Annotated in this window: 22 protein-coding genes and 1 pseudogene; 3 read left to right on the forward strand and 20 right to left on the reverse strand. The window is 75.8% G+C overall.

Annotation, left to right across the window (positions count from 1 at the left end; all coding sequences use genetic code 11):
- Positions 1–335: 335 nt before the first annotated feature.
- The 8 genes from dapB to ACI79X_RS01550 all read right to left on the reverse strand — a co-directional run bounded on the left by dapB (position 336) and on the right by ACI79X_RS01550 (position 8,506).
- Positions 336–1,142, reverse strand: a complete 807-nt coding sequence (dapB, locus tag ACI79X_RS01515; protein WP_457023652.1) for a 4-hydroxy-tetrahydrodipicolinate reductase — start codon at positions 1,140–1,142, stop codon at positions 336–338.
- Positions 1,143–1,190: 48 nt separating this feature from the next.
- On the reverse strand, positions 1,191–1,565 hold the full coding sequence (locus ACI79X_RS01520; protein ID WP_457023653.1) for a VanZ family protein: 375 nt from the start codon (positions 1,563–1,565) through the stop codon (positions 1,191–1,193).
- 16 nt (positions 1,566–1,581) lie between these two features.
- Positions 1,582–2,904, reverse strand: a complete 1,323-nt coding sequence (locus tag ACI79X_RS01525; protein ID WP_457023654.1) for a M16 family metallopeptidase — start codon at positions 2,902–2,904, stop codon at positions 1,582–1,584.
- Between the two features lie 58 nt (positions 2,905–2,962).
- The gene (locus tag ACI79X_RS01530; protein WP_457023655.1) at positions 2,963–5,266 is read right to left on the reverse strand and encodes a polyribonucleotide nucleotidyltransferase; all 2,304 of its coding nucleotides are present in this window, start codon (positions 5,264–5,266) and stop codon (positions 2,963–2,965) included.
- 243 nt (positions 5,267–5,509) lie between these two features.
- On the reverse strand, positions 5,510–5,779 hold the full coding sequence (gene rpsO, locus ACI79X_RS01535; RefSeq protein ID WP_072920360.1) for a 30S ribosomal protein S15: 270 nt from the start codon (positions 5,777–5,779) through the stop codon (positions 5,510–5,512).
- Between the two features lie 127 nt (positions 5,780–5,906).
- On the reverse strand, positions 5,907–6,875 hold the full coding sequence (locus ACI79X_RS01540; protein WP_457023656.1) for a bifunctional riboflavin kinase/FAD synthetase: 969 nt from the start codon (positions 6,873–6,875) through the stop codon (positions 5,907–5,909).
- Between the two features lie 32 nt (positions 6,876–6,907).
- A complete protein-coding gene (locus ACI79X_RS01545) occupies positions 6,908–8,047 on the reverse strand; it encodes a branched-chain amino acid aminotransferase (protein WP_457023657.1) in 1,140 nt (379 codons plus the stop codon).
- A 135-nt stretch (positions 8,048–8,182) separates the two neighbouring features.
- Positions 8,183–8,506 carry an antibiotic biosynthesis monooxygenase family protein gene (locus tag ACI79X_RS01550; protein ID WP_336032307.1) on the reverse strand — a complete coding sequence of 108 codons (324 nt, stop codon included), beginning with the start codon at positions 8,504–8,506 and terminating at the stop codon, positions 8,183–8,185.
- A gap of 78 nt (positions 8,507–8,584) precedes the next feature.
- Here ACI79X_RS01550 and ACI79X_RS01555 point away from each other — a divergent pair, with 78 nt between their 5' ends.
- A complete protein-coding gene (locus ACI79X_RS01555) occupies positions 8,585–9,265 on the forward strand; it encodes an HAD family hydrolase (RefSeq protein WP_457023658.1) in 681 nt (226 codons plus the stop codon).
- A 60-nt stretch (positions 9,266–9,325) separates the two neighbouring features.
- Here ACI79X_RS01555 and truB read toward each other — a convergent pair whose 3' ends face one another.
- The 11 genes and pseudogenes from truB to rimP all read right to left on the reverse strand — a co-directional run bounded on the left by truB (position 9,326) and on the right by rimP (position 19,116).
- Positions 9,326–10,246 (reverse strand): tRNA pseudouridine(55) synthase TruB, encoded by a 921-nt coding sequence (truB, locus tag ACI79X_RS01560; RefSeq protein ID WP_457023659.1) that lies wholly within the window; start codon positions 10,244–10,246, stop codon positions 9,326–9,328.
- Between the two features lie 55 nt (positions 10,247–10,301).
- Positions 10,302–11,606, reverse strand: a complete 1,305-nt coding sequence (locus tag ACI79X_RS01565; protein WP_457023660.1) for an MATE family efflux transporter — start codon at positions 11,604–11,606, stop codon at positions 10,302–10,304.
- Complete coding sequence (locus ACI79X_RS01570; RefSeq protein WP_457023661.1) at positions 11,603–12,661, reverse strand: DHH family phosphoesterase; 1,059 nt, start codon at positions 12,659–12,661, stop codon at positions 11,603–11,605. Before ACI79X_RS01570 ends, ACI79X_RS01565 begins: the two co-directional genes overlap by 4 nt.
- Positions 12,662–12,666: 5 nt before the next feature.
- Positions 12,667–12,912: a hypothetical protein gene (locus ACI79X_RS01575; protein WP_457023662.1), complete on the reverse strand. Its 246-nt coding sequence runs from the start codon at positions 12,910–12,912 to the stop codon at positions 12,667–12,669.
- On the reverse strand, positions 12,909–13,379 hold the full coding sequence (gene rbfA / locus ACI79X_RS01580; RefSeq protein ID WP_457023663.1) for a 30S ribosome-binding factor RbfA: 471 nt from the start codon (positions 13,377–13,379) through the stop codon (positions 12,909–12,911). Before rbfA ends, ACI79X_RS01575 begins: the two co-directional genes overlap by 4 nt.
- Positions 13,380–13,456: 77 nt before the next feature.
- The gene (locus ACI79X_RS01585; protein ID WP_073421844.1) at positions 13,457–13,750 is read right to left on the reverse strand and encodes a DUF503 domain-containing protein; all 294 of its coding nucleotides are present in this window, start codon (positions 13,748–13,750) and stop codon (positions 13,457–13,459) included.
- 40 nt (positions 13,751–13,790) lie between these two features.
- Positions 13,791–15,623 carry a translation initiation factor IF-2 gene (infB, locus tag ACI79X_RS01590; RefSeq protein WP_457023863.1) on the reverse strand — a complete coding sequence of 611 codons (1,833 nt, stop codon included), beginning with the start codon at positions 15,621–15,623 and terminating at the stop codon, positions 13,791–13,793.
- Positions 15,624–16,724: 1,101 nt separating this feature from the next.
- Positions 16,725–16,868, reverse strand: a pseudogene (locus tag ACI79X_RS01595) (translation initiation factor IF-2 N-terminal domain-containing protein); the annotation flags it as partial.
- A gap of 69 nt (positions 16,869–16,937) precedes the next feature.
- Positions 16,938–17,348, reverse strand: coding sequence for a YlxR family protein (locus tag ACI79X_RS01600; protein WP_457023664.1), 411 nt, complete (start codon positions 17,346–17,348; stop codon positions 16,938–16,940).
- 8 nt (positions 17,349–17,356) lie between these two features.
- Positions 17,357–18,490, reverse strand: coding sequence for a transcription termination factor NusA (gene nusA / locus ACI79X_RS01605; protein ID WP_457023665.1), 1,134 nt, complete (start codon positions 18,488–18,490; stop codon positions 17,357–17,359).
- Positions 18,487–19,116, reverse strand: coding sequence for a ribosome maturation factor RimP (gene rimP / locus ACI79X_RS01610; RefSeq protein WP_457023666.1), 630 nt, complete (start codon positions 19,114–19,116; stop codon positions 18,487–18,489). Before rimP ends, nusA begins: the two co-directional genes overlap by 4 nt.
- A 221-nt stretch (positions 19,117–19,337) precedes the next feature.
- Between rimP and ACI79X_RS01615 the strand changes: the two genes are divergently transcribed.
- Both ACI79X_RS01615 and ACI79X_RS01620 read left to right on the forward strand, forming a co-directional pair.
- A complete protein-coding gene (locus tag ACI79X_RS01615; RefSeq protein WP_457023667.1) occupies positions 19,338–19,871 on the forward strand; it encodes a hypothetical protein in 534 nt (177 codons plus the stop codon).
- 24 nt (positions 19,872–19,895) lie between these two features.
- Positions 19,896–20,354, forward strand: a complete 459-nt coding sequence (locus ACI79X_RS01620) for a ferritin-like domain-containing protein (RefSeq protein WP_457023668.1) — start codon at positions 19,896–19,898, stop codon at positions 20,352–20,354.
- 33 nt (positions 20,355–20,387) lie between these two features.
- On the opposite strand, the gene ACI79X_RS01625 is transcribed toward ACI79X_RS01620, so the two are convergent.
- Positions 20,388–22,286, reverse strand: coding sequence for a penicillin-binding transpeptidase domain-containing protein (locus ACI79X_RS01625; RefSeq protein ID WP_457023669.1), 1,899 nt, complete (start codon positions 22,284–22,286; stop codon positions 20,388–20,390).
- Positions 22,287–22,307: the final 21 nt, after the last annotated feature.

Genomic DNA, 22,307 nt, shown 5'->3' on the forward strand with positions numbered 1-22,307 from the left:
ACCGCGACCTGACAGATCGCGATATCAATCAACCAAAGGAATCCCACCCAGACCACCAAAGGCCCGGGACGGGGTATTACTTGGCACTGACTTTCGGCACGCTGTTGAGTTCTCAAGGAGCGGACGCACACCAACTCGACCCTTCCGGGCTCCGTCAGCAGCGGCTTGTCCTACCGTACGCCGTCTCCGGAGGTCCTGCACCCTCGGGGTGCTCCTCCGTGGCCCTCGCGGGCTCCGTCCGGCGCGAAGAGAACAGTACACCAACTCCGAGGGGGTCTGCACGGGGGTCCGGTGGGACGCCGGACACACCCCGGGCACCTCCCCGGGACCGGCCCTCACAGGCCCAGGAAGGACTCCAGTCCCACCGTCAGGCCGGGGCGCCGGCCGATCTCCCGGACGGCCAGGAGCACGCCGGGCATGAACGACGCCCGGTCGTAGGAGTCGTGCCGCAGGGTGAGGGTCTCCCCCGCCGCTCCCATGAGCACCTCCTGGTGCGCGACCAGACCGGTGAGCCGCACGGCGTGCACGGCCACCCCCTCGACGTCGGCCCCGCGCGCGCCGGGCAGCGAGTCGGTGGTGGCGTCCGGGGACGCGGGCAGGCCGGCCGCCCGGCGGGCGGCGGCCACGAGGCGCGCGGTGCGCACCGCCGTCCCCGAGGGCGCGTCCACCTTGTGGGGGTGGTGCAACTCGACGATCTCGGTCGAGGGGAAGAAGCGCGCGGCCTCCTGGGCGAAGCGCATGAGGAGGATGGCGCCGATCCCGAAGTTGGGCGCGATCACGACGCCGACGTCCGGCTTCGGCTCGAGCCACTCGGCCACGGTCGCCAGCTTCTGTTCGTCGAACCCGGTGGTGCCGACCACGCAGGAGATGTTCTGGTCGATGCAGAAGCGGATGTTGTCCATGACGACGTCCGGGCGGGTGAAGTCGACGACCACCTGCGCGCCGGCGTCGGCGACGTTGAACAGCCAGTCGCCCTCGTCGACCATCGCCACGAGTTCGAGGTCGTCGGCGGCGTTGACCGCCTTCACGACCTCGGTGCCCATCCGGCCCCGGGCGCCGAGGACTCCGACCGAGATCCGTGGCGGCTCGCCCGCCGCGGTCCCGGTGGCCTGCTGGTCGGGGGTCGGGGTGCTCGTGGTCACCGGGTCAGTCTCCCGGGGTCCCCGCGCGGCGCAAGTGTCGGGCCGTCCTCAGACGGCCGGGACCCGCCGCTCCCCCACCGCCCAGGCCGCCAGGCCGAGGGCGATGCCGGCCGCGTCGGCCAGCCAGTCGGTCACCGTGCCGGAGCGCCCCAGCAGCGGGAGGGCCTGGACCACCTCGCTGACGGCGCCGTACCCGAGCAGCAGCACCCCGAGCGGCACCGGCCGGATCCCCGCCCAGCGGCCGGCCAGGGTCAGCGCCAGGAACAGGCTCAGGTGCACGACCTTGTCCACGCCGGGCGGCGACGACGGCACGTCGGACGCCGGCGCGAAGAGGACGGCCAGCGAGACGAGAACCGTGACGGCGAGCACGCCGCGGGACAGGGCGCCGTGCACGCGCAGGACGGGGTGGGGACGACGGGCCATGGGGCGGGCGGCGGCCTCAGAGCCGGTCGAGGTCGGACTCGCGGTACGGGCCGACGACGGCCAGGCAGGTGTCGCGGCCGAGCAGGTCGGCGGCGACGGCGCGCACCTGGTCCTCGTCGACGGCGGCGATGCGCTCGAGCACCTCGCGCACCGGCACGTACTCCCCGTGCGAGAGCTCGCTCTTGCCCAGCCGGCTCATCCGCGAGCCGGTGTCCTCCAGGCCGAGGACGGTGCCCCCGCGCATCTGGCCGCGGCCGCGGGCGACCTCCTCGGCGGTGATCCCCTCGGACGCGACCCGGGCCAGCTCCTCGCGGACCAGCCGGAGCACCTCCGGCACGCGCTTCTTCGCGCACCCGGCGTAGACGGAGAACGCCCCGGTGCCCGCGTAGGAGGTCAGCGCCGACCCGACGCTGTAGACCAGCCCGCGCTTCTCCCGGATCTCCTGGAACAGCCGCGAGCTCATCCCCCCGCCGACCGCCGTCTCCAGGACCGCGGCCGCGTAGCGGCGCTCGTCGAACCGGCTCAGGCCGACGCTGCCCAGCAGCAGGTGCGTCTGCTCGGTCTTCCGGCTCACCAGCCCGGCGGGCCGGGCGGGGCGGCAGAGCACCAGTTCGTCGCCGCGCCGCAGCGGCGCCGGGGGCACCGGGCCGGACAGCCGGTCGCCGAAGACCGCCGTCACCAGGTCCACCACCTGCTGGTGGTCGACCCGGCCGGCCGCGGTCACCACCATCGACGGGAGCGCGTAGCGGGACCGGTACCAGCCGTCGACGTCGTCGCGGGTGAGGCCCTCGATCGACTCGACGGTGCCGAGCACCGAGCGGCCGAGCGCGGTGTCCCCGAAGAGCGTCTCGGCGAACAGGTCGTGCACCAGGTCGGACGGCTCGTCGTCGCGCATGGCGATCTCCTCGAGCACCACCGTGCGCTCGGACTCGAGGTCCTCCGCGGTGTTGAGCGCCTCGGTGACCAGGTCGCCGAGCAGCGTCACCGCGAGCGGGAGGTCGCTGGCGAGCACGTTCGCGTAGTAGCAGGTGTGCTCCTTGGCGGTGAAGGCGTTCATCTCACCGCCGACGGCGTCCATCGCCGTCGCGATCTCCAGGGCGCTGCGGCTGCGCGTGCCCTTGAACAGCAGGTGCTCGAGGAAGTGCGAGGCGCCGGCGACCCGGTCGCTCTCGTCCCGCGAGCCGACGCCCACCCAGATGCCGAGGGTGGCCGACAGGACACCGGGCATCGTCTCGGTGAGCACCCGCAGCCCGCCGGGCAGCACGGTGCGCTCGACTCGGCCGCCGACCTCGTCGACGTCGAGGACTCGGGTGACACCGACCGGGGCCGGGACGGACACGAGGTCGGCAGACCCCGCGCCCGTCCCGGCCCCGGCAGGAGTCGGGTCGGCGACCGTGTCAGGCCTCCGCGGGCGCGTCGGCCGGGGCCGCGGGGGCGTCGGCGGCACCGTCGGCGGGGGCACCGTCACCGGCGGCCTCCGTGGCGACCGGCACGAGGCTGATCTTGCCGCGGGCGTCGATGTCGGTGATCTCCACCTGCAGCTTGTCGCCGACGTTGACGACGTCCTCGACCTTGCCGATGCGCTTGCCGCCGCCGAGCTTGCTGATGTGGACGAGGCCGTCCTTGCCGGGCAGCAGCGAGACGAAGGCGCCGAACGGCGTCGTCTTGACGACGGTGCCGAGGAAGCGCTCGCCGACCTTCGGCATCTGCGGGTTGGCGATCGCGTTGATGCGGTCGACCGCCGCCTGCGCCGAGGGGCCGTCGGAGGCGCCGACGTAGATCGTGCCGTCGTCCTCGATCGTGATGTCGGCGCCGGTCTCGTCCTGGATCGAGTTGATCATCTGGCCCTTGGGGCCGATGACCGCGCCGATCTTGTCGACCGGGATGCGCACCGTGGTCACGCGCGGGGCGTACGGGCTCATCTCGTCGGGGCCGTCGATGGCCTCGTTCATCACGTCGAGGATGTGCAGCCGGGCGGCGCGGGCCTGGGTCAGCGCCTGGGCGAGCACGTCGGACGGGATGCCGTCGAGCTTGGTGTCCAGCTGCAGGGCCGTGACGAAGTCCTTGGTGCCGGCGACCTTGAAGTCCATGTCGCCGAAGGCGTCCTCGGCACCGAGGATGTCGGTGAGCGCGACGTACTCCGTCTTGCCGTCGACCTCGTCGGACACCAGGCCCATCGCGATGCCCGCGACCGGGGCGCGCAGCGGCACACCGGCGTTGAGCAGCGCCAGCGTGGAGGCGCAGACCGAGCCCATCGACGTCGAGCCGTTGGAGCCCAGGGCCTCCGACACCTGCCGGATCGCGTAGGGGAACTCCTCGCGGTCGGGCAGCACCGGCAGCAGCGCGCGCTCGGCGAGCGCGCCGTGGCCGATCTCGCGGCGCTTGGGCGAGCCCACGCGGCCGGTCTCGCCGGTGGAGTACGGCGGGAAGTTGTAGTTGTGCATGTAGCGCTTGCGCGTCTCGGGCGAGAGCGTGTCGAGCTGCTGCTCCATGCGGAGCATGTTCAGCGTGGTGACGCCGAGGATCTGGGTCTCGCCGCGCTCGAAGAGCGCCGAACCGTGCACCCGCGGGACGACCTCGACCTCGGCCGACAGCGGCCGGATGTCGGTGACGCCGCGGCCGTCGATGCGGACCTTGTCACGCAGGATGCGCTGCCGGACGACCTTCTTGGTGACGGCGCGGAAGGCGGCCGACACCTCCTTCTCGCGGCCGGCGAACTGCTCGGCCAGCGAGGCGGCGACCTCGTCCTTGAGCGCGTCGGTGGCGTCGTTGCGCTCCTGCTTGCCGGCGATGGCCTGCGCCTGGGTCAGCCGCTCGAGGGCGGCGGACTCGACGGCGGCGTAGACGTCGTCCTGGTAGTCCAGGAAGCGCGGGAACTCCGCGACCGGCTTGGCGGCCTTCTCGGCCAGCGCGGCCTGGGCCTCGCACAGCCGCTTGATGAAGGGCTTGGCGGCCTCGAGGCCCTGGGCGACGACCTCCTCGGTCGGCGCGGTGGCGCCGCCGCGGACCAGCTCGATCGTCTTCTCGGTGGCCTCGGCCTCGACCATCATGATCGCGACGTCTCCGTCGGGGAGGACGCGGCCGGCCACGACCATGTCGAAGACGGCGTCCTCGAGCTCGGCGTGGGTGGGGAAGGCGATCCACTGGCCGCCGACGAGGGCGACGCGGGTGCCGCCGACCGGGCCGGAGAACGGCAGGCCCGACAGCTGGGTGGACGCCGAGGCGCCGTTGATGGCGAGCACGTCGTAGAGGTGCGCCGGGTCGAGCGCCATGACGGTGATGACGACCTGGACCTCGTTGCGCAGGCCCTTGGCGAAGGTCGGGCGCAGCGGGCGGTCGATGAGCCGGCAGGTGAGGATCGCGTCTTCGCTGGGGCGGCCCTCGCGGCGGAAGAACGAGCCGGGGATGCGCCCGGCGGCGTACATCCGCTCCTCGACGTCGACCGTCAGCGGGAAGAAGTCGAAGTGCTCCTTGGGCTGCTTGCTGGCCGTGGTGGCCGACAGCAGCATGGTGTCGCCCATGGTGACGACGACCGAGCCGGCGGCCTGCTTGGCGAGGCGGCCGGTCTCGAAGGTGATCGTGCGGCTGCCGTAGCTGCCGTTGTCGATGACCGCGGTGGCGGTGGTGACCCCGTCCTCGGGGTCGTACTCGGCAGCTACGCCGGTGGTGGGCTGGCTGCCCTGGGTGGTGGGTGCGGACACGTCGTCCTCTTCCTACGTCGCATGCGGCGACGTCCTCTTCGTGGCGCCCTGCGCCGGACTGCTCCCGGGTGACCGGTCTTCGATCGAAGCCCCCGGGGACGTTCCCCCCGCGGGGGGGAGGCATGCCCGGGGGCCACCACCGAGGACCGGCCGGCGTCGGAGCGCGCGGCGGGGGCCGTGGTCCCGTGGGGCGGACGCCCCACGAGAGAGGGGACCGTCCCGGTGGGACGGTCCCCTCTGGGGTCAGCGGCGCAGACCGAGCCGCTCGATGAGCGAGCGGTAGCGGTTGATGTCGGTCTTGGCCAGGTAGTTCAGCAGCCGCCGGCGGCGGCCGACCAGCAGGAGCAGGCCCCGTCGGCTGTGGTGGTCGTGCTTGTGCTGCTTGAGGTGCTCGGTCAGGTCACTGATCCGGCGGGTGAGCATCGCGACCTGGACCTCGGGCGAGCCCGTGTCCTTCTCGACCGTCGCGTACTCGGTCATGATCTGCTGCTTCGTCGCGCTGTCGAGCGCCATGGGCGGGCCTCCGGGCCTGGTCAGGTGTGGCCCCCGGTCTGGTTCACGGGGGCAGCTCGCACACACGTCGGGCGGTGCCCGACTCCTGCGAGGCTACCAGCGTGCCCGCGGCCGCCCGTGCCGGCGATCACCCGGCGGGGGGCAGCCCCAGCACGGCGCGGGTGCGGGCGACGTCGCCGGCCATGGCCTCGACGAGGGCGTCCACCCCGGCGAAGGAGGTCATCGGCCGCAGCCGCGAGACGAACTCGACGCCGACGTGCTCGCCGTAGAGGTCGCCGGTGAAGTCGAGGACGTACGCCTCGACGGTGCGCCGCGACCCCTGGAACGTCGGGTTGGTGCCGACCGAGATCGCCGCCGGGGCGCTGCCGAGCGTCGCGCCGGAGGGGTCGAGGGTGACCAGGTGGCCGGCGTAGACGCCGTCGGCGGGGATCGCCGTCCACGGCGGGCTCTCGACGTTGGCCGTCGGGTAGCCGAGCTCCCGGCCGCGCCGGTCGCCGCGGACGACGACGCCGTCGACGCGGTGCGGCCGGCCCAGCGCCCGCGCCGCGCTCTCCATGTCCCCGGCCGCGACGCAGGCGCGGATGTAGGTGGAGGAGATGGTGACCTCGCCGTCGGCGGAGTCGTCGCCGGCCAGCGGGATGCCCTCGACCGCGAACCCGAAGCGGCGGCCCTCCTGGGCGAGGGTGGTGACGGTGCCCGCGGCGCGGTGCCCGTAGGTGAAGTTCTCGCCGACGACGACCGCCGAGGCGTGCAGCTGCTCGACCAGCACGCCGTGCGCGAACTCCTCGGGGGTGTGCCGGCTGAACTCCAGGGTGAACGGGATGACGCACATGCCGTCGACGCCGAGCCCGGCCACCAGCTCGGCCTTGCGGTCGAGCGAGGTGAGGATCGCCGGGTGCGAACCCGGCCGGACCACCTCGCTCGGGTGCGGGTCGAAGGTGACCAGGACGCACGGCCGGCGCAACGACCGGGCCCGCGCGACGGCGGTGCCGATCAGCTGCTGGTGGCCGCGGTGGACGCCGTCGTACTGGCCCACCGTGACCACCGTCCGCCCGAGGTCGGCCGGGGTGGCCGCCAGCCCGCGCCAGCGCCGCACGCGCCGTCCTCCTGGGGGTCCGCCGGGGTCGCTCAGGCGACCCGGTGCAGCCAGCCGTGGGTGTCGGGCACCCGGCCGTGCTGGATGTCGAGCAGGTGCTCCCGCAGGCCCATGGTCACCGGGCCGGGGGTGCCGTCGCCGACGGTGAAGTCGCCCGTGCGGGCCTTGACCTCGCCGACGGGGGTGATGACGGCGGCCGTGCCGCAGGCGAAGGTCTCGGTGACCGTGCCGTCGGCGACGCCGGCGCGCCACTCGTCGACGCTGAACTTCCGCTCGGTCACCCGCATGCCGCGGTCGCGGGCCACGGTGATGAGCGAGTCGCGGGTGATGCCGGGCAGCAGGGTGCCGGTGAGCTCGGGGGTCACCAGCTCGGCGTCGTCGCCGGAGCCGAGGACGAAGAACAGGTTCATCCCGCCCATCTCCTCGACGTAGCGCTTCTCGACGGCGTCGAGCCAGACGACCTGGTCGCAGCCGGCGGCGATGGCCTGCTCCTGCGCGAGCAGGCTCGCGGCGTAGTTGCCGGCGCACTTGACGTCGCCGGTGCCGCCGGGCGCGGCGCGGATGTAGTCCTCGGAGAGGTAGACGCTCACCGGGTGCACGCCGCGCGGGAAGTAGGCGCCGGCGGGGCTGGCGATGACGAGGAACAGGTACTCGGTGGCCGGGCGCACGCCCAGGAAGGGCTCGCTGGCCAGCTGGTAGGGCCGCAGGTACAGCGTCTGGTCGGGGCCGGTGGGGACCCAGTCGCGGTCGGCGTCGACGAGCGCGTCGACGGCGGCGAGGAACGCCTCCTCGGGCACCGGCGGCATGGCCAGCCGGCGGGCGCTGCGGGCGAAGCGGGCGGCGTTGGCCCCGGGCCGGAAGGTGGCCACGCTGCCGTCGGGCTGGGCGTAGGCCTTGAGCCCCTCGAAGATCGACTGCGCGTAGTGCAGGGCCGCGGTGGCGGGGTCGACCTGCAGCGGGGCGTACTGCGTCAGCCGGGCGTCGTACCAGCCGCGGCCGGCCGCGTAGCGGGCGACGAACATCGAGTCGGTGAACGCCCGGCCGAAGCCCGGGTCGGCCAGCACGGCCTCCCGCTCGGCGGCGGGACGGCGGGTCACGGACTCCACGGTCACCGGCACGCCCTCGGTGAACATCCGGGAGGAGGTGCGGCTGTCGGCGAGCGTGTCGGTCATGTCTCCCACCTGGGTGAGCTCGTGCGGGCGCCGGGCCGGCGGAGGACCGGCCCCGCGCTCACAGTAGCCCCGGGCCCGGCGGCGGCCGGGAGCCGACCGCCGCCGTGCCCGCCGCCGTGCCGACCCCCGGTCCGCTCAGGGCCGGTCGGGCGCCGAGCTCTCGACCACCTGGTAGGACCACAGGTGGTGCGAGTCGCTGGCGGCCGGGGCGAGCTCGTCGCCGCCGCCGGAGTGCGCCCGGGCGAAGTCCTGCCCGCCCTCCCAGGCCTGGTAGGCCTCCTCGCTCTCCCACCGCGTGTAGACCAGGTACTGGTCGGTGCCCTCGAGCGGGCGCAGCAGCTCGAACCACTCGAAACCGGGGGTCTTCTCGACCAGGCCACCGCGGCCGCGGAAGCGCTCCTCGAAGCGCTCCTGCGCGTGCGGCGGGACCACGATCGCGTTGATCTTCACGACGCTCATGCGCGGCTCCTTCCCGGCGTGGCCGCCGGTCACACGCACGCCCGCGCGGCGCCGCCGGTCCGGGGCGAGGATGACCCGGTGACCCAGGACCCGCGGCCCGGCGTGCTCTTCGACGTCGACGGCACCCTCCTCGACACCAACTACCTGCAGGTCCTCGCGTGGTGGCAGGCCTTCCGCGACACCGGGCACGACGACGTGTCCATGGCCGACTGCCACCGCGCCATCGGCATCGCCAGCGAGCAGCTGGTCACCCACCTGCTCGGCGACGACGCCGACGACGCCGAGGAGGTCTCGGAGACCAAGACCCGGCGCTACGAGCCGCTGCGCGAGCTGGTCTCGGCGTTCCCCCGCGTCGACGAGCTGCTCGCCGCCTGCCGCGAGCGGGGGCTGGCGGTCGTGCTGGCCACCAGCGGCAAGGAGTCCGACCTCGAGTGGATGGTGCCGGCCATCGGCGGCGAGGACGTCGTCGACGGCTCGACGACGTCGGCCGACGTCGAGTCGGCGAAGCCCGCCCCCGACCTGCTGCGGACGGCGGCCGAGCGCAACGGCCTGGACCCGGAGCGGACGGTGGCCGTCGGCGACACCATCTGGGACGTGCGGGCGGCCCGCGACGCCGGCTTCCCGTGCATCGCGCTCACCTGCGGCGGCATCTCGCGGCAGGAGCTGCTCGAGGAGGGCGCCGACGAGGTCTACGCCACCCCGGCCGACCTGCTCGAGCACCTCGACGGCTCGCTCATCGGCAAGGCCGCCCGGGGCTGAGCCGCCCGGGGCTCAGCCGCCCGAGCCGAGCGGCCTCGGGCCGGCCCGCCCCGGCCCGCCTCAGGACGGCGGGAAGCCGACCGCGACCCGGGCGGTGCCCCCTGCGTCCTCGACGAGCGCGGCCAGCCGGCCGGCCGGGTCGAGCGCGGCCACCAGGCCGGGCCGGCCGGTGGCGGCGATCCGCTGCCCGTAGCCCAGGGCGCGCGCCTCGTCGTCGGTGAGCCGGCGCTCGGGGTAGATGGCCGTCGCGGCGCCCGGCAGGGACAGCACGCCCGGTCCCCCGCCGGCGGCGAGCGCGGCCGCGGCCTCCTCCACCGGGGCGGCCTGCTCGGTGGTGAAGGGCCCGGAGGCGGTGCGGCGCAGCGCGGTGAGGTGCCCGCCCACCCCGAGGGCGGCCCCGGCGTCGCGGGCGATGGCCCGGACGTAGGTGCCGGCGGTGCAGGCGACGGTGACCTCGACGTCGACCAGGCCGGGCGCGGGGCGGGTGACCGCGTGCACGTCGATGCGGTGCACGGTGACCGCCCGCGGCTCGAGGACCACCTCCTCGCCGGCGCGCACCCGGTCGTAGGAGCGCCGCCCGTCGACCTTCACCGCGCTCACCGAGGAGGGCACCTGGAGCAGCGGTCCGGTCTGGGCGGCGAGCGCGGCCCGGACGGCGTCGTCGTCGAGCCCGTCGGCGGGGGTGGTGGTGAGCACCGCGCCCTCGCGGTCGTCGGTGACGGTGGTCTGCCCGAGCCGGATCGTGGCCTCGTAGACCTTGTCCGAGCCGCCGAGGTGGCCGAGCAGCCGGGTGGCGGTTCCCACGCCGAGGACGAGCAGGCCGGTGGCCATCGGGTCGAGGGTGCCCGCGTGCCCGACGCGGCGGACCGACAGCACGCGGCGGGCGCGGGCGACGACGTCGTGGGAGGTCATGCCGCCGGGCTTGTCGACCAGCAGGATCCCGGGGGTCACGTCGGCGTCGGCGGCGCGGCGGCGGCTCATCCCGGGGTCCCCGCGACGACGTGGAGCGCCGGCGGAGCGTCTTCGTGGGGTGAGCTCATGCGCCCACCGTCGCAGGTGCGGTCAGCCACCTGTCCCCCGCCACCCGGGCGAGGACGGCGACGAGGCGCAGCGCGATGAACAGGGTGAGGCCGGTCCAGACGCCGGCCAGGCCCCAGCCGAGCGGGCCGGACAGCAGCGACAGCGGCAGGAACCCGAGCAGCGCGGCGCCGATCGTGACGGTGCGCAGGTAGGCGACGTCACCGGCGCCCATGAGGACCCCGTCGAGGGCGAACACCACCCCGGCCAGCGGCTGGAAGCCGGCGAGGAACCACCAGACGAGCTCCGCCTGCTCCCGGACGGCGGGGTCACCCGTGAACAGGGGCACGAGCAGGTCGCGGCCGGCGAGCAGGAGGACGGCGACCAGCACACCGGTGCCGAGGCCCCACAGCGTGACCCGCCGGGCGGTGGCCCGCGCCTCCTGCGGCCGCCCGGCGCCGAGCGCGTGGCCGACCAGCGTCTGCGCGGCGATGGCGAACGCGTCGAGCACCAGGGCGAGGAAGAGGAACAGCTGCAGCGCGATCTGGTGGGCGCCCAGCTGGGCCTGCCCGGCGCGCGCGGCCACCCCGGCGGCGGCGAGGAACGCCGCCTGCAGCACGGTGGCGCGCAGCAGCAGGTCGCGGCCGAGCACCAGCTGCGCGCGGACGGCGGCGGGGCGGAACCGCCAGTCGGCGCGCTCGCGCAGCAGCGCCCGCACGAACAGCGCCGCCGTCAGCGACTGGCCGACGAGGTTGGCCACCGCGGAGCCGGGCAGGCCCAAGCCCGCGGTGTGCACCAGCAGCGGGCACAGGACCAGGCTCAGCAGGCTGCCGGCGACGACGAAGCGCACCGGGCGGCGCAGCTCCTGCACACCGCGCAGCCACCCGTTCCCGGCGAGGGACACCAGCAGCAGCGGCGCGCCGCAGCCGGCGATCCGCAGCCACTGCTCCCCCGCCGTGGCCACCTCGCCCGGGCCGCCCGCGAGCGCGCGGGTCAACGGACCCGCCAGCAGCTGGAAGAGGAGCACGACCGCGGCGCCGAGCAGCAGCGCCAGCCAGGTGGCCTGCACGCCCTCGGCGACCGCGCCCGCCCGGTCTCCGGCCCCGGCGCGGCGCGCGGCGCGGGCGGTGGTGCCGTACGCGAGGAAGTTGAGCAGCGCGGCGGCCCAGGCCAGCAGCCCGCCGCCGACGGCGAGCCCGCCCAGCGGGACGGTGCCGAGGTTCCCGACGACGGCGGTGTCGACGAGCAGGTACAGCGGCTCGGCGGCCAGCACCACCAGCGCCGGGACTGCCAGCCCCAGGACGGACGGCGCCCGCGCCGTCACCGGGGGGTGGTCGCGGGTGTCCCCTCGGCCCGGACCGTGGCCCGGACCGTGGACCCGACCGTGGCCCCGACGGTGGCCCGGATCGCCGCCACCGTCGCCTCCCGGTCGAGGTGCGAGGTGAAGCCCGCGGCGGCGCGGTGCCCGCCGCCACCGAGGGCCATGGCCACGCGGGCGACGTCGGTGCCCCCGCGGGAGCGCAGCGACACCGACCACGAGCCGTCGTCCTGGCCCTTGAGCACGCAGGCGACGTCGGCCTCGGCGGTGGCGCGGACGACGTCGACCAGCGCCTCGAGCTGCTCCCCGGGCAGGCCGTGCTCGGCGGCCTCGGCGGTGCTCGACCAGGTCCACACCAGGCCCGCGCCGACCTCCGGCTCGAGCACGGCGCGGCCGGCGACGGCGGACAGCAGGCGCAGCCAGCCGAACGGCGCGGTGTCGAACAGCCGCCGGCTGATCGCGGCGTGGTCGATGCCGGTGCCGAGCAGGCGGGCGGCGAGCAGGTGGGTGTCGGGCCGGGTGCTGCCGAAGCGGAAGGAGCCGGTGTCGGCGGCCAGGCCCGCGTAGAGCAGCGTGGCCAGCGGCGCGTCGAGGGCGACGCCGAGCTCGTCGAGCAGCCCGGCCACGAGGACGACGGTGGCGGGCGCCGCGCCGTCGACGAGGCGCACGTCGCCGAAGCCCGGGTTGCTGGCGTGGTGGTCGACCACGACCGAGGTGCCGGCCCGCTCGAGCAGCACCGCCAGCTCGCCCAGGCGTGCCGGGGAGGCGACGTCGAGGCTGACGAAGACGTCGGGCGCGGGGTCGACCGCGGCGGCCGGTGTGAGCCCCTCGGCCCCGGGCAGCCAGCCCAGCGACGCCGGGAGCTCCGGGCGGCCCGGGAAGGTGGCGGTGACGCGGGCGCCGCGCCGGCGCAGGCCCTCGGCCAGCGCGAGGGTGCTGCCGAGCGCGTCGGCGTCGGGCTGCACGTGGCCGGAGAGCACGACGGTGGCACCGGCGTCGGCGGCTGCGGCCAGCACGGCGGCCGGGGTGCGCGGCGGCACCCCGGCGGACGGGAGGGTCACCGCGGTCAGGCGTCGGGGCCGGGGTCGGACACCGGTGCGGCGTCCTCGTCCTCGGACACGGTGCCCCCGCCGGGTGGCAGGGCGGGGCCGCCGTCGGTGGGCTCGTCCGCGGCGATGCTGGGGATCTCGCCGACCTGCCCGGTGCGGCCGCCGTCGGTGGGGTCGCCGGCGTTGGGCTCCTGGCGCCCGCCGAGCTCGGAGAGCCCCTGGCCCTCTCCCGGCAGGTACGGGTCGGGGTCGTTCTCACTCACGAGGCGCTCCTGTGCTCGGGGGACGCGTCGGCGTCCTCGTCGTCGTCCTCGTCCGGGTGCCGGTAGGGGTCGGCGTCGCCGGCGTAGCTGGCGTTCTCGCGCAGGCGGGCGAGCTCGGCGTCGGCGTGCCGCACCCGCTCGAGCGCCTCGTCGAGCTCCCGGGCGGTGTCGGGGACCATGTCGGCGACGAAGGTCAGGGTCGGCACGAACTTGATGCCGGTCTGCCGGCCGACCGTGGAGCGCAGCACGCCGGTGGCGCTGGCCAGGGCGCGGGCGGAGTCGGAGACGGCGGTCTCGTCGCCGTAGACGGTGTAGTAGACCGTGGCCTCGCGCAGGTCACTGGTCACCCGGGCGTCGGTCACGGTGACCATGCCCAGCCGCGGGTCCTTGATCTGCGACTCGATCGCCGCGGAGACGATCTGGCGGATGCGCACCGCGAGCTTGCGGGCACGGGCGGGGTCGGCCACGGCGGACCTCCGGGGGTCGGGGGCGCGCCGGTGTGGCGCGCCCGGACGGGCGTGGGACTGCGGCCGGCCGGGATCGGTCAGTCGGTGTCGGAGAACAGCTGCCGGTGCGTCGACAGCAGCGTCACCTCCGGCCGCTCGGCCAGCAACCGCTCGCAGGCGTCGAGGACGTCGGTCACCTGACCGGCGTCCCCCGCGACGGTGGCGACCCCGACCTGCACGCGGCGGTGCAGGTCGAGGTCGCCCACCTCGGCCGCGGCGACGGCGAAGCGGCGCCGCAGCTCGGCCACGATCGGCCGGACGACGGCGCGCTTGCCCTTGAGCGAGTGGACGTCGCCGAGCAGCAGGTCGGCGGTCAGCGACCCGGTGAACACCGGATCACCTCCCGCCGACCCGCAGCTGGTGGCCGTGCACTCAGACGCGCGGCTTCTCGCGCATCTCGAACGTCTCGATGACGTCCTCGATCTTGATGTCGTTGAACGACCCGAGCCCGATACCGCACTCGTAGCCGTCGCGGACCTCGGTCACGTCGTCCTTGAAGCGACGCAGCGACTCGACGGTGAGGTTGTCGGCGACGACCACCCCGTCGCGCACCAGCCGGGCCTTCGAGTTCCGGGTGATGACGCCGCTGCGGACGATGGAGCCCGCCACGTTGCCGATGCGCGGCACGCGGAAGACCTCGCGGACCTCGGCGGTGCCGAGCGCGACCTCCTCGTACTCCGGCTTGAGCATGCCCTTGAGGGCCGCCTCGATCTCCTCGATCGCCTGGTAGATGACCGAGTAGTACCGGACGTCGATGCCCTCGCGGTTGGCGAGCTCGGTGGCCTGGCCCTCGGCCCGGACGTTGAAGCCCAGGACGATGACGTCGTCGGCCAGCGCCAGGTCGATGTCGCTCTTGGTGATGCCGCCGACGCCGCGGTGGATGACCCGCAGCGAGATGTCGTCGCTCACCTCGATCTTCATCAGGGCCTCCTCGAGCGCCTCCACGGTGCCCGAGTTGTCGCCCTTGATGATCAGGTTGAGCTGGCGGTTCTCCTTGAGCGCCGCGTCGAGGTCCTCGAGGCTGATCCGCTTGCGCATGGAGGCGTTCTGCGCGTTGCGGATGCGGGCCTGACGACGGTCGGCGATCTGCCGGGCGACGCGGTCCTCCTCGACGACGAGGAAGGTGTCGCCGGCACGCGGCACCGAGGTGAGACCCACGACCTGCACGGGGCGGGCCGGCAGGGCCTCCTTCAGCTTGTTGCCGTGCTCGTCGAGCAGCGAGCGGACGCGCCCGTAGGCGTCGCCGGCCACGATCGAGTCGCCCTGGCGCAGCGTGCCGCGCTGGACGAGGACGGTGGCGACGGGGCCGCGGCCCTTGTCCAGCTTGCCCTCGATGACCACGCCCTGCGGGTCCTGCTCGGTGTTGGCGCGCAGGTCCAGCGAGGCGTCGGCGGTCAGCAGGATCGCCGCGAGCAGGTCGTCGATGCCCTGGCGGGTGGTCGCGGAGACGTCGACGAACATCGTGTCGCCGCCGTACTCCTCGGCCACCAGCCCGTACTCGGTGAGCTGCTGGCGGATCTTGGCGGGGTTGGCCCCCTCCTTGTCGATCTTGTTGACCGCGACCACGATCGGCACCTCGGCGGCCTGGGCGTGGTTGAGCGCCTCGACCGTCTGCGGCATGACGCCGTCGTCGGCCGCCACCACCAGGACGACGATGTCGGTCACCTTCGCGCCACGGGCACGCATCGCGGTGAACGACTCGTGACCCGGGGTGTCGATGAAGGTGATCGGGCGCTCCTCGCCCTCCAGCTCGCTGACGATCTGGTAGGCGCCGATGTGCTGCGTGATGCCACCGGCCTCGCGCGCCACCACGTTGGTGTTGCGGATGGCGTCCAGGAGCTTCGTCTTGCCGTGGTCGACGTGACCCATGACGGTGACGACCGGCGGACGGGCCGACCAGTCCTCCTCGTCGCCCTCGTCGCCGAAGGTGAGGTCGAAGGTCTCGAGGAGCTCGCGGTCCTCGTCCTCGGGGCTGACGACCTGGATGTCCCACTCGATCTCGGCGCCGAGCAGCTGGAGCGTCTCGTCGTTGACCGACTGGGTCGCGGTGACCATCTCGCCCAGGTGGAACAGGGCGGTGACCAGCGCGGCCGGCTGGGCGCCGATCTTCTCGGCGAGGTCGGTCAGCGAGGCGCCACGGGGCAGCCGGACGACCTGCCCGTGCCCACGCGGCAGGCTGACGCCGCCCATGCTGGGCGCCGCCATGGAGTCGAACTCCTGACGCCGCTGCTTCTTGCTCTTGCGCCCGCGGACCGGACCGCGGCCACCGGGACGCCCGAAGGCACCCGCCGTGCCCGCACCCGAGCCGCCACGGCCGCGGCCACGGCCACCGCCGCCGGCACGGAAGCCGCCGCCGGCCGGCGCGCCGGCACCCGGGCCGCCACCGCCGCCGGGACGGAAGCCACCGCCGCCGCCGGGACCACCCGGACGGCCACGGCCACCGGCGCCACCCGGGCCGCCGGGACGACCGGCACCGGCCGGACGCGGCGGCATCATGCCGGGGTTGGGCCGGGGCGGCATCATGCCCGGGTTCGGCCGGGGACCACCCGGACCGGCCGCGGGACGCGGGCCGCCCGGACGGGGACCACCGGCACCGGGCGCCGGGCGGGGACCGCCGGCACCAGGGGCCGGGCGGGGACCGCCGGCACCGGGACCCGGACGGGGACCACCGGCCGCGGGACCCGGGCGCGGGCCACCGGCAGCCGGACCCGGACGCGGGGCGCTGCTGAAGGGGTTGTTGCCCGGCCGCGGGGCCGGACGGGGGCCGGGACGCGGACCGGCGCCGGGGGCACCGGGCGCGGCACCGCCGGGACGCGGACCGGCGCCGGGGGCACCGGGCGCGGCACCGCCGGGACGCGGCGCACCCGGGGCGGCCGGGCGCGGGGCACCCGGACGGGCGCCACCGGGCACGGGGCCACCGGCCGGACGCGGCGCGGGGCCGCCCGGACGGGGAGCGCCCGGCGCGGCCGGACGCGGGCCCTGCGGGGCGGTCGGCTGCTGGGTCGGCGCGCTCGCGGCCGGCGCCTGCGGGGCGGCCGGCTGCTGCTGGACCGGCTGCTGCTGGACCGGGCGCGGCCCGGGCACGGGGGCACCCGGGCGCGGGGCACCCGGACGCGGACCCGGCGTCGGACCGGCCGACGGGGCGGGCGCCGACGGGGCGGCCGGCGCCTGCGGAGCGCGCGCGGCCGGTGCGGGCGCCGAGGGGCGCGGCGCGGCCGGGGGCATGGGACGGGGCGCGTTGCCGCCGCCGTTGCCGCCGCCGTTGCCGCCGCCGTTGCCGCCGCCGGTGGCGGCGCCGAGGGCCTCCCGCAGCCGCCGGGCCACGGGGGCCTCGACGGTGGAGGAGGCGGACTTCACGAACTCGCCCTGCTCCTTGAGCTTGGCGAGGACGGTCTTGCTGTCGACCCCGAACTCCTTGGCGAGTTCGTGGACGCGGGCTTTGCCTGGCACGGATCTCCTCTGGTGAGGCCGGCGGCTCGCCCGCGCGACCTCGTCGTCAGTGGTGCATGGTCTGGCTTGTCATCGTGGGGACTTCACGGCTGACTCATCCGACGACGTCCTGCTCTCGACGTGCGGACCGGCCGGGTGCCGGTCCGTCTGGGGAAGTGCGGTCTGTCGTTCGTCCGCTGTCGCCCGCCCCGGGTCGTGGTCACCCGGCGCGGAGGCGCCGAGGACGTGCTCCCGGAGCGGACCGGCCTCCACCGCGGCGCCGCCTCCGGGGAGGCGCAGCGCCCGGGGGAAGGCCCGGCGTCGCTCCGCTGCGTGCAGGCACTCCGGCGTGGGGTGCAGGGACGCACCCCTACCGGGGAGCCTCCTCCGCGGATCGGGCACCAGGGCACCGGAGCGGAGGACGACACGTAGCAGGTCGGTGACCGGAGCGCGCTTCCGGCAGCCCACACACGTGCGCACCGGGATCGACGTTTCGGCCACCCGTCATGTTAGCGCGCGGCGGGGCCGCGTTGTTCCGGGCGCCGCTGACCGGCCCGGGGCGCCCCTCCACCGGGGTACGGGCGGCCGCCGGGGGCGCCGGCCCGGACCGGCGGCGGGCCCGACCGGAGCGGCGGGCGGCCCACGCCCGGCGACGGCGCGGCGTCGTCGGCCTGCGCGTCGCTGCGGATGTCGATCCGGCAACCGGTGAGCCGGGCGGCCAGGCGGGCGTTCTGGCCCTCCTTGCCGATGGCCAGCGACAGCTGGTAGTCGGGCACGACCACCCGCACGGCCTTGGCCTTCGGGTCGACCAGCGTCGCCGACGCCACGCGCGCCGGGCTCAGCGCGGACGCCACGAAGGTGGCCGGGTCGTCGGACCAGTCGACGATGTCGATCTTCTCGCCGTGCAGCTCGCTCATGACGTTGCGCACCCGCTGGCCCATCGGGCCGATGCAGGCGCCCTTGGCGTTGAGCCCCGGCACCGAGGTGCGGACGGCGATCTTCGACCGGTGCCCCGCCTCGCGGGCGACGGCGACGATCTCGACGCTGCCGTCGGCGATCTCGGGGACCTCGAGGGCGAACAGCTTGCGCACCAGGTTCGGGTGGGTGCGCGAGATGGTCACCTGCGGGCCGCGGTGGGTGCGGGACACCGAGACGACGTAGGCGCGCAGCCGGCTGCCGTGCGGGTAGCGCTCCCCCGGCACCTGCTCGGCGGCCGGCATGACGGCCTCGACCTTGCCGATGTCGAGCAGCACCGCGCCCTGCGCGTTGCGGCGGGCGTCGGCCTGGACGACGCCGCTGACGATGTCGCCCTCGCGGCCGGCGTACTCGCCGAAGGTCTGCTCGTGCTCGGCGTCGCGCAGCCGCTGGACGATCACCTGCTTGGCGGTGCTGGCCGCGATCCGGCCGAAGTCGGAGGGGGTGTCGTCCCACTCGCGCACGACCTGCCCGTCGTCGCCGAGCTCCTGGGCGAGCACCGCGACCTCGCCGCTCTTGCGGTCGACGTGCACCCGCACGTGCCTGGCCGCGCCGTCGGCGTGCCGGTAGGCGGTCACCAGCGCCGTCTCGATCGCCTCGATCACCGTGTCGGCGGGGATGTCCTTCTCCCGCTCGATGGCCCTGAGGGCGGTCAGGTCGATGTTCACTGTCGTCCTCCGTCGTCGCCCTCGTCGTCGTCCAGCAGGTCCTCGTCGAGGTCGTCGTCCATGAGGTCGTCGGCGTCGTCGGGGCCCGGGCCGTCGTCCGCGGGTCCGTGCTCGTCCTTGCCGGGCCGGCCGAACTCGACCTGCACCCGGCCGGCGCCCAGCTGCGCCCACGGCACGTGCCGCGGGGTGGGCGCCTTCTTCTTCGCGCCGGGCTTGCCCGGCTTCTCGACCGCCAGGGTCACACCCGCGTCGTCGACGGCGGTGACCCGGCCGGTCAGCTGCTCGCCGCCGACCGCGACCGTCACCAGCCGCCCGGTGTTGCGCCGCCAGTGCCGCGGCTCGGTCAGCGGCCGGTCGACGCCGGGGCTGGTCACCTCCAGCACGTAGGGTGCGCGGCCGAGCTCGCCGTCGTTGCGGTCGAGCACGGCCGACACGGCGCGGCTGACCTCGGCGACGTCGTCGAGGGAGACCCCCTCGTCCCGGTCGACGACGACGCGCACGACGCTGCGGCGGCCGGCGGGGGTGACCACCAGCTCCTCCAGGTCGTAGCCGGCGTCGGCGACGACCGGCTCGATCCAGCCGGCCAGCCGCGTCGCGGCCGGGTCCTGACCCTTCGCTGCGGACACGGGCTCCCTCCCTCCTGACCGGTCGGAGCTCGTGCTCGGCGGACCGCACCCGGGCAGCGGACGGCGGCGCGCACGGCACCGCCCGGCGGCGTACCCGGGAAGAGGTCAGGCTACCGCTCCCCCGCGGGCCCGGCCCCGGCCGCTCGGGCGCCGGCGGCGGACCGGGCCGATCCGCCCGTCGCTGCCCGCGGCGCGCGGGGGCGCCTGGGAGGATGGCGGCGATGTCCACCTCCCCTCCCGGCCGCTCCCCCGCCGGGTTCTCCCGGCGCCGGCTGCTCGCCGGCGCGGCCGGGCTGGCCCTGCTGGCGGCGGCCGGGTGCACCGCGGGCGACGCCGGCGGCGCGGCCGCGCAGACGTCGGCGCAGGACGACCGGCTGGCCGCGCAGTTGCCGGTGCAGGAGGCGGTCGTGGCCGCCTACGACGCCGCCGCGGCCGCCGACCCCGCCCTCGGCGGCGAGGTGGCCCCGCTGGCCGAGCAGGCGCGCACCCAGCTCGAGCGCCTGCGCGCCGCGGCACCGGCCGCGGCCGCGTCGGCATCGGCGTCGGCCTCGTCGTCGGCCTCGGCGTCGGCGTCGACCCCGGCGACCGCCCCGGCCCCGCCGGCGGGCGGGGACGTGCGGGGATGGCTGCGCGAGCAGGTGGCCACGGCCGCCGCGGCGCACACCGCCGCGTGCGTGGAGGCCACCGGCGCCCGGGCGGCGCTGCTCGGGGCGGTGGCGGCCGGGCTGCGCGGCCACGAGGCCGCGCTGGCGTGACGAGGACTCGCGGGAGGCACCCACGTGGCCGATGACGGGACCGCCGCGGGCGGCGAGGACGCCGCGCTGCGCGAGGTGCTGGCCGCCGAGCACGCGGCGGTGTGGGGACACGGCGTCGTCGGCGCCGCGCTGCCGCCGGACGCGCGCGGACCGGCCGTCGACGGCGAGCTCGCCCACCGCGACCTGCGCGACCGGCTGGCGGCGCTGCTCGAGGAGCGGGACGCCGACCCGGTGCCCGCGCAGGCCGGCTACGAGCTGCCCTTCCCCGTGCTGTCCGACGTCGACGCCGCGGCGCTGGGCGCCGCGCTCGAGGAGGGCGTGAGCGCCTCCTGGGTGGCGCTGCTGAGCGCCGCGGAGCAGCCGGCGGTCCGGCAGCTGGCCGTCGACGCGCTCGGCGCCGCGGAGGCGCGCGCCGTCGGCTGGCGCCGGGCGGCCGGGCGGACGCCGGTCACCGCTGCGCTGCCCGGCCTGCCCGACGCCTGACCCGCCGGCCGTCGACCGGCCGGCCGCGAGCGGTCAGCCGACCGCGCCCAGGAAGGCGTCGGTGACGGCGACGGCGGCGCTGCTGGACTGGCCGCCCTCGACGAGCACCGCGAACGCGATGTCGCCCTGCGCCCCGCCGAGCCGGTAGCCCACGAACCAGCCGTGCGAGTCCGGCGGGGTGTTGGTGCCGTACTCGGCGGTGCCGGTCTTGCCGTACACCTCGCCGCGGTCGGCCAGCGCGGTCGCGGTCCCGCTGAGCACCACCTGGCGCATCATCGGCCGCAGCTGGTCGAGCACGCCCTGCCCCGGGCCCGCGGGCGCGGGACCGGCGGGCTCGGCGCCGACGACCTCGACCGGCGCGGCCGGGGTGCCGCTCGCGATCCCGGCGGCGACGAGCGCCATCTGCGCGGGGCTCATGAGCACCTGGCCCTGGCCGATCGCGTTGGCCGCCTTGGTGGTGCCGGTGGAGTCCGACGGCACGCTGCCGGAGAAGACGCCGACCGGCAGCTGCCACTCGGTGCCCACGCCGTAGGAGGCGGCCGCGGCGGCCAGGGCGTCGTCGGGCAGCTCCAGGCCCTCCTGGATGAAGGTGGTGTTGCAGGACTGGGCGAAGGCCTCGGTGAAGGGCACCGTGCCGAGGTCGAACTGGTCCTGGTTCTCGAACTCGCGGCCCTCGACGACCGTCGTGCCCGGGCAGGCGACCGGGGTGTCGGGGGCCACCGTCCCGGTGGACAGCAGCGCGGTGGCCGAGATGGTCTTCATGCTCGAGCCGGGCGGGTACTGGCCCGACAGCGCGTTGGCGGGCACGGCCGCCTCGTTCGACGACACGGCCAGGACCTCGCCGGTGCCCGGCCGGACGACGACGAGGTGGGTGGCCCGCGCCTCGGTGGCGACGGCGGCGTCGGCGGCCTCCTGCAACGGGCGGACCAGCGGCGTCTGCAGCGGCTGGCCGGCGACGGGGGCGACGGACGCCACCTCCCGGCCGGCGTCGCCGGTGGCCTCGTCGGTGCTGACCACGGAGACGGTGAAGCCGGGAGTGCCGGTCAGCTGCTCCTGGAAGGCCCGCTGCAGGCCGGACAGGCCCACCTGGTCGCCGGCGGCGTAGGCCGGGCCGGCCTCCTCGGTGGTGGTCTCCTCGATCACCTCGGCGGTGGCGGCGCCGACCCGGCCGAGCAGCGCGGAGGCGAACCGCGCCGTCGGTGCGAGCAGCCGGGTGTCGGTGGGGAACACCGCGCCGGGCAGGTCGAACACCTGCGCGCGGATGGCCTCGAAGTCGGGACGCCGCAGGGTGATGACCGGCACGAACTGCCCGGGCGGCGCGGCCTGGACGTCGGCGGTGATGTCCTCGGCCGGGATGCCGGTGGCCGCCGAGAGGCCCGCGGCCAGCGCCGGCAGGTCGGTGACCTGGCCGGGGTCGACGCCGACGTTCACGACCTCGGTGGGCGCGAACAGCGGCTGCCCGGCGGCGTCGGTGATCGCGGCGCGCTCGGGCAGCGACCGGGTGAGCTGCAGGCGCTGGCCCTCCCCCAGCTCGGGGTGCACGAGCGTCGGCTCCGCCACCACCTGCCAGGCGTCCTCCCCCTCCCGCAGCTCGAGGGTGGCGTCGTAGGTCCAGTCCGGGGCGGCCTGCAGGTCCCAGGTGGCGGTCCACCCGGCGGTGGCGGTGCCGTCCTCGACGGCGACCTCGCCGAGCTCGGCGGACAGCGCCGCGCCGGGCAGGTCGGCGGCGGTCTGCTCGAGCAGCGCGGTGGCGGCGGCGGGGTCGGTGGTGGCGTCCGCGGCGGCCGCGGCGTCGCCGCCCGCCCAGTCGTCGAGGAAGGCCTGTGCGGCGGCGCGGACGTCGTCCTCGGAGCCGCCGGAGCAGGCCGCGAGGACCGGTGCGGACAGGAGCGTGAGGACCGTGCCGAGGACCGCCGTGCGTCGTGCTGCCACGTCCGGACACCCTGTCAGACC

It is taken from the genome of Geodermatophilus sp. SYSU D01119 (assembly GCF_054049975.1).